The sequence below is a fragment of the Paenibacillus paeoniae genome (genome assembly GCF_003388735.1).
In the GTDB taxonomy this organism is placed as follows: Bacteria; Bacillota; Bacilli; order Paenibacillales; family Paenibacillaceae; genus Pristimantibacillus; species Pristimantibacillus paeoniae.
Genome location: NZ_QUBQ01000011.1, coordinates 1 through 5,220, shown reverse-complemented (window position 1 = coordinate 5,220; position 5,220 = coordinate 1). Strand labels below are relative to the sequence as shown.

The 5,220-nt window shown below is 35.8% G+C and carries 6 protein-coding genes; all 6 read right to left on the bottom strand.

Going from position 1 to position 5,220, the window contains the following annotated elements; all coding sequences use genetic code 11:
• Window positions 1-275: 275 nt before the first annotated feature.
• Window positions 276-971 carry a polysaccharide deacetylase family protein gene (locus tag DX130_RS26090; RefSeq protein WP_116050350.1) on the bottom strand — a complete coding sequence of 232 codons (696 nt, stop codon included), beginning with the start codon at window positions 969-971 and terminating at the stop codon, window positions 276-278.
• A 24-nt stretch (window positions 972-995) separates the two neighbouring features.
• Window positions 996-2,618 (bottom strand): discoidin domain-containing protein, encoded by a 1,623-nt coding sequence (locus tag DX130_RS26085; RefSeq protein WP_116050349.1) that lies wholly within the window; start codon window positions 2,616-2,618, stop codon window positions 996-998.
• A gap of 33 nt (window positions 2,619-2,651) precedes the next feature.
• Window positions 2,652-3,548, bottom strand: a complete 897-nt coding sequence (locus DX130_RS26080; RefSeq protein WP_116050347.1) for a glycosyltransferase — start codon at window positions 3,546-3,548, stop codon at window positions 2,652-2,654.
• A 34-nt stretch (window positions 3,549-3,582) separates the two neighbouring features.
• Complete coding sequence (locus tag DX130_RS26075) at window positions 3,583-3,831, bottom strand: acyl carrier protein (RefSeq protein ID WP_116050345.1); 249 nt, start codon at window positions 3,829-3,831, stop codon at window positions 3,583-3,585.
• 12 nt (window positions 3,832-3,843) lie between these two features.
• Window positions 3,844-4,836, bottom strand: a complete 993-nt coding sequence (locus DX130_RS26070; protein WP_116050343.1) for a cysteine peptidase family C39 domain-containing protein — start codon at window positions 4,834-4,836, stop codon at window positions 3,844-3,846.
• A 198-nt stretch (window positions 4,837-5,034) separates the two neighbouring features.
• Window positions 5,035-5,220 (bottom strand): hypothetical protein (locus DX130_RS26770; RefSeq protein WP_206098893.1); only part of this gene is annotated, 186 nt, incomplete at its 5' end.

The following is a 5,220-nucleotide window of genomic DNA, read 5'->3' as shown; positions in this document are numbered from 1 at the left end:
GCGAAATGGTTCAGGGTCTCTTCCACACTCGTTGCCAGGTTCGATCAAAGAACCACAAGGGTATTGAACGAATCTACATCGATTGTGACACAGAGGTACGCCGATTTGCAAGGCTTATTTCCCTACACTGGCCCAAGACGCTTCCTATGTCTTGGTGGTCGGTTTATTCAAGCATAGATTCTCATAATTACCAGTTAGTCTCGCGAACTGCATAAGTCATGATATTTAGTATCTTCCACTGTAAACAATAATTACTGCTCCCTTACATATAATTTTTATGAATGCTCATGTGCCTTTATCAAATCGCTAATTGTAATAAGCTTATACCCCATCCCCTTTAATAAGGGTATGACTTTTCTTGTAGCTTCAACCGTTTGATCCCTATTGCCGCCAGCATCATGCATGAGTACAATTGAACCACTTTTGGCCTTGTTCAAAATCTCTTCAACCATTTTTTCTGAGCCGGGCAACTTCCAGTCATCAACCTGCATTTCTCGGGACCATAAAACAAACTTATAATTTATAGCCATGACTTTTTCTACAATCTCATTAGCAAAAATGCCATACGGAGGTCTAAACAAGTTACAGCGATAATTTACACTTTTTCGGATCGCTTCTTCTCCTGCAAGGATCTCCTGTTCGATTTCTGTTAAATCAAGTGTAGTTAATGTAGGATGTGAGTAGGTATGATTTCCGATTTCATGATTCTCACTTAAAATCCTTTGAACGATGGAAGGATATTGCTCAGCGAATTTTCCGAAAAGAAAGAATGTAGCTTGCGCCTCGTTTTCCTTTAATGTGTCGAGTATTTGCGGGGTATATTCTGGATGAGGACCATCATCATAAGTAAGGCAAATGTATTTATCTTCTGTATTGGAGAGCGGTATGTCCTGAATAATTTTTTCATCTTGAAAACCTGTAAATTCCTTAGTTTCACATAACTCAATATAATCATATATTAAAGTATACATCTACGCCCCCCAGATTTATTGGTATTATGCATAAACGGATAGATTCCAAATCGAATAACCAAATGCGGTAGCTTTTTCTTCGCATAATATCCTGATGTATCTGCCATGACCTGCTAAACCAGTAATTTCTTCTACTCCACCTGTCCCAAGTTCATTTGCATATATGTTTGTCCACATAGTAGCGTTTCCAGATACTTGAATTTTGTATTTTATAGCATACGCATGTTCCCAATTAATAATAACCTTAGAAAAATTCATTTCTTTTCCAAGATCAATATAAACCCAGGCAACTTCTTCAGAGTGGAGACTGCCCCATCTCGTATTATGTTTTCCATCCACTACGTTATCGCCGGTACGCAGCATAGATTCATCCGAAGAAGTGAATACACCTTTGTATAAGGCAAAGTCGTTATTATCAATTGAAGTATCAATAACAATATGGTTTACCGGACTCATTTCACTGCGATTTCCAAATACATCTATCGCTTTAAGCGAAATGGCATAGGAACGATTCGGTTCAATATCGGCTATATTAAACTGTAATTGACGGCTCATGCCTATTGCTTCACCGTCTTTATAAATCTCATAAGAAGTAACCCATACGTTATCAGGAGACTCATCCCATTTAATTTTCATATTAGTGCTATTGAACTTATCCAATAACGGTTTATTAGGAGGATGAGTCTTCAAGTTCGAAATGATTTGGTACAGCTCTTCATCATTTTTCTCCAATTTGCTTTTCAATAAGAATATCGCATCATGTTCCATTTTTTTGAGTTTGTCTATAGCTTCAACGATTTTCTCATGGTCATATTTCCGTCTCATTAAACCGATTGAGATCATTAGCTTTAGTTTCTCAACATTTTCGGAAATAGCCATAAACATTCCATAATAAACTTCGTTCCATTCGAATTTTTTCAAGGCATTAGCAAATAAATACCTTGAACCGGCGATAATACTTAATGCGTCGTCAATATATTGGAAGTCTTCTTTAAGGTTGCTGCGCGTTGTTTCGCGCAACAAAAAAATCTCCTTTAAGTACTCAAAAAATCGTGACTCGTCATGATAATTTTGAATATAAGCTTTAAGTTTACGTTCTAATTTCCCGGTGTCCAAACTCTCATCGGAAAATGCAAAATAGATTAAGCTTCTTCTTTGCTCGGGAATACCGTTACACATTCTTTCAATATCATCAAATGTATAAAACACTTCTGAGAAAAAAGGAATATCCTGAATTTTGTATAATCCGTCTTTTTCTGAATACTCTGTTACCATGATCGAATGTTTAGAATTCCGATCAAGGTTGGGATTATGTTTGACTTCAGAAGCTGTAACCCATAAAAAAACGGGCACACTCCTTCCCAGAAGATCATAAACAACATCTTTAATATCACTAAGCTTCTTAAACGGAATTTCAATCCATTCAATGCCCAAATCATTCATTCCCCATTTTACTAGCACATTAGATGGATATTTCCATTTGCGACTTCTCATTTCAATGATTTCAGAAAGCACCTTATCAGTGCTTTCTAACGCTTCATAGTAGTAGAATTCAAGAGGGAGGCCGATACTGTAAAAATAGTTTGCTATTTGAATTTTTCTGCAATTTAAGTAATTCAAAGCAAAGTTTCTAAAGATCATTTCCATATCCACCACTCCTTTCTCTTTAGCAGCTAAAATTCATTGCTGGTGGTTAATGGTTGCTGCTTCATCTATCAATATTTTATTCAACTCAACATCATCGTTTGTTTGTGTCCATAAATACACCGCTCTCGTCGGATACTTTCGGTACAAATATTCTTTTTTCTCATCAACATGGCGATCCGCTTTATCACTTTCATTTGCAAAGTCAAATTCTTTTTTATGAGGGTAATGAATGCTCGTGGCATTTCTGGCCAAAACAAATTTTGCGGCGTATTTTTGCAATGCCAATCCCATATCTATGTCTTCTCCCCCCCAAGTCGTGAAGCTTTCATCAAACATTCCAACATCAATCAATGCTTTTCTACTCATCGACACATGGCATGTCCAAAATAATACAAATGGCGCAGGCATTTGATCAATATCATCCGAAAATTCCTTATAAAACTTTTCCCTCACATCTCCGATTCCTTTTTCCCCCAATATATCAATCGCATTCTCAAACGTGTTGTTTTCTACGACTTTTTTGATTTCGTCTTCATTGCTTTCAAAAACATCAAACCCATACACGTAACCTACAACCGCACAGGGGCAACTGGATTCATTATGAATTCTTATATGTTCATTCAAAGAGTTCTTATGCAAAACGATTCCATTATCAATAAACACACACACATCGCCGGTTGCTTTCCTGATTCCCATATTCCTTGCGGCAGCAGCTCTAAACCCTTTATCTTCTTGATATTGATAAGAAATATTTAAATCATTCTCATATTCTTTTACTATTGAATAGGTATCTTCAGCAGAACCATCATCACATACAAGCACTTCATAACTGTCTTTATCCAATTCTTGCTTTACTAAAGACTCTAACGTATATTTCAATCCAACAAGTCTATTATAAGTAGGAATGATAACTGAAATAGCAGGCTTCATCTTTATTCCTCCATGAAAATGAGTATATGGAATATTAGGAATTAGAACATTTGCTTTTCGAGAATTCTACTATCTTATTAAACGTAGTTAAATCGGCAAATAAAAGATCCGTATCATCAATCTTAAAGCCAAAGTCTCTTGCTACATGGTTTAATATTTGAATATAGGAAATCGAATCAATGCCAATCACATCATCAATCAACGTTTCTTCATCGGACTCTGTGATGTTCACCCCATACTGCAAAAATATACTTCTGACTCTCTCTCGTATTTCCTCGCTCATATTCGCACTCCTTTACTTTTCCTCTAATAAGGCTAACCACATTTCTTTTTCTCTGCTTAACATTTCATTTGCTTTGCTTCTTATTAAGTCTATATTTATTTCTTTCGTATCAGATACCATACTATTTATAAACACTTGTTTAATCGTTTTCCATCCTCTTTGCAGTTTCGCTAATTGTGTTTTCATGTTTTCAAATGTTGTGCTATTGATCAATTCCAATTCAACAAGCCTCTTTGATAAAAAACCGTTGCCAATATGTCTATTTTCTATGATGTTAATTCCTATTAAAGAGATGTTAATATACTCATTGATTTCGTCCTTTTTGTCTTCTTTAAAATTCCATAAGTTTTCGAAAGAATACACGGATAATTCCTCTACTATTCTTTCTGCATTACTCTTTACTTCAGTTATACTTATTTTGTAAGGAACGATACTGTCACGGATACAATAAACATATGCATGCGGAGTGGCCGGATCAGGATCAATCATTGCATTTGAATTGTAAAAAGCTTTAATTAACCTTTCCTCAGGGATTACATGCGTTCCATATCCATCTATATCGTCATCCAAAATAAAATACTCTCTTTTTTCTGTATCATAACCGTTTATGATTGAGTAATGGCTCATATGGAAACGATTCCAGGCGATATTTTTGGGCAACCAATAAAAGAGATCCACATGAAGCCTAACTATCTTTTGTTCCGAAATGATCTGTTGCAGTTCTACTAAAAAGTTTTGCGTATCTTCAAAAAAAACAGGTATTTCCGTTTCAATCACTTCACACAGCACAAAGCTTTCCCACTTATCGGCGTAATTCAACACTTCAATTGTCGGGCTGATAAACTCCGGATCAATAGCAGCTTCCCAACTACTGTATGAATAGTTATTGATGTACGCCGCATCAGCATAACTATTGTCCTTGGTAGTGGCAATTGAATAGGCAGAATTTAATATGCAATTCATCCAAAACTCATTGAAAGGTATTATTTTATTTATGCAACTCAAGTTAGAACCGCCTTTCGCTTAATGTCCCCAGCAACATAAACTCTAAACATAAAAATAACCTAAATTATGTACTTAATAGATAATTAGAACTAAAAAAATAATTAAATTAAATAATTCCTTTTTTTATATTAACATTATACATCATGGAATGGAATCTTATCAACCATGACTTATGCAGTTCGCGAGACTAACTGGCAATTATGAGAATCTATGCTTGAATAAACCGACCACCAAGACATAGGAAGCGTCTTGGGCCAGTATAGGGAATAAGCCTTGCAAATCGGCGTACCTCTGTGTCACAATCGATGTAGATTCGTTCAATACCCTTGTGGTTCTTTGATCGAACCTGGCAACGAGTGTGGAAGAGACCCTGAACCATTTCGC

What these genes read in the sequence shown, in the direction of transcription:
- DX130_RS26090 (WP_116050350.1), bottom strand. Translation starts at nt 971, where the DNA reads ATGTATACTTTAATATATGATTATATTGAGTTATGTGAAACTAAGGAA.
- DX130_RS26085 (WP_116050349.1), bottom strand. Translation starts at nt 2,618, where the DNA reads ATGGAAATGATCTTTAGAAACTTTGCTTTGAATTACTTAAATTGCAGA.
- DX130_RS26080 (WP_116050347.1), bottom strand. Translation starts at nt 3,548, where the DNA reads ATGAAGCCTGCTATTTCAGTTATCATTCCTACTTATAATAGACTTGTT.
- DX130_RS26075 (WP_116050345.1), bottom strand. Translation starts at nt 3,831, where the DNA reads ATGAGCGAGGAAATACGAGAGAGAGTCAGAAGTATATTTTTGCAGTAT.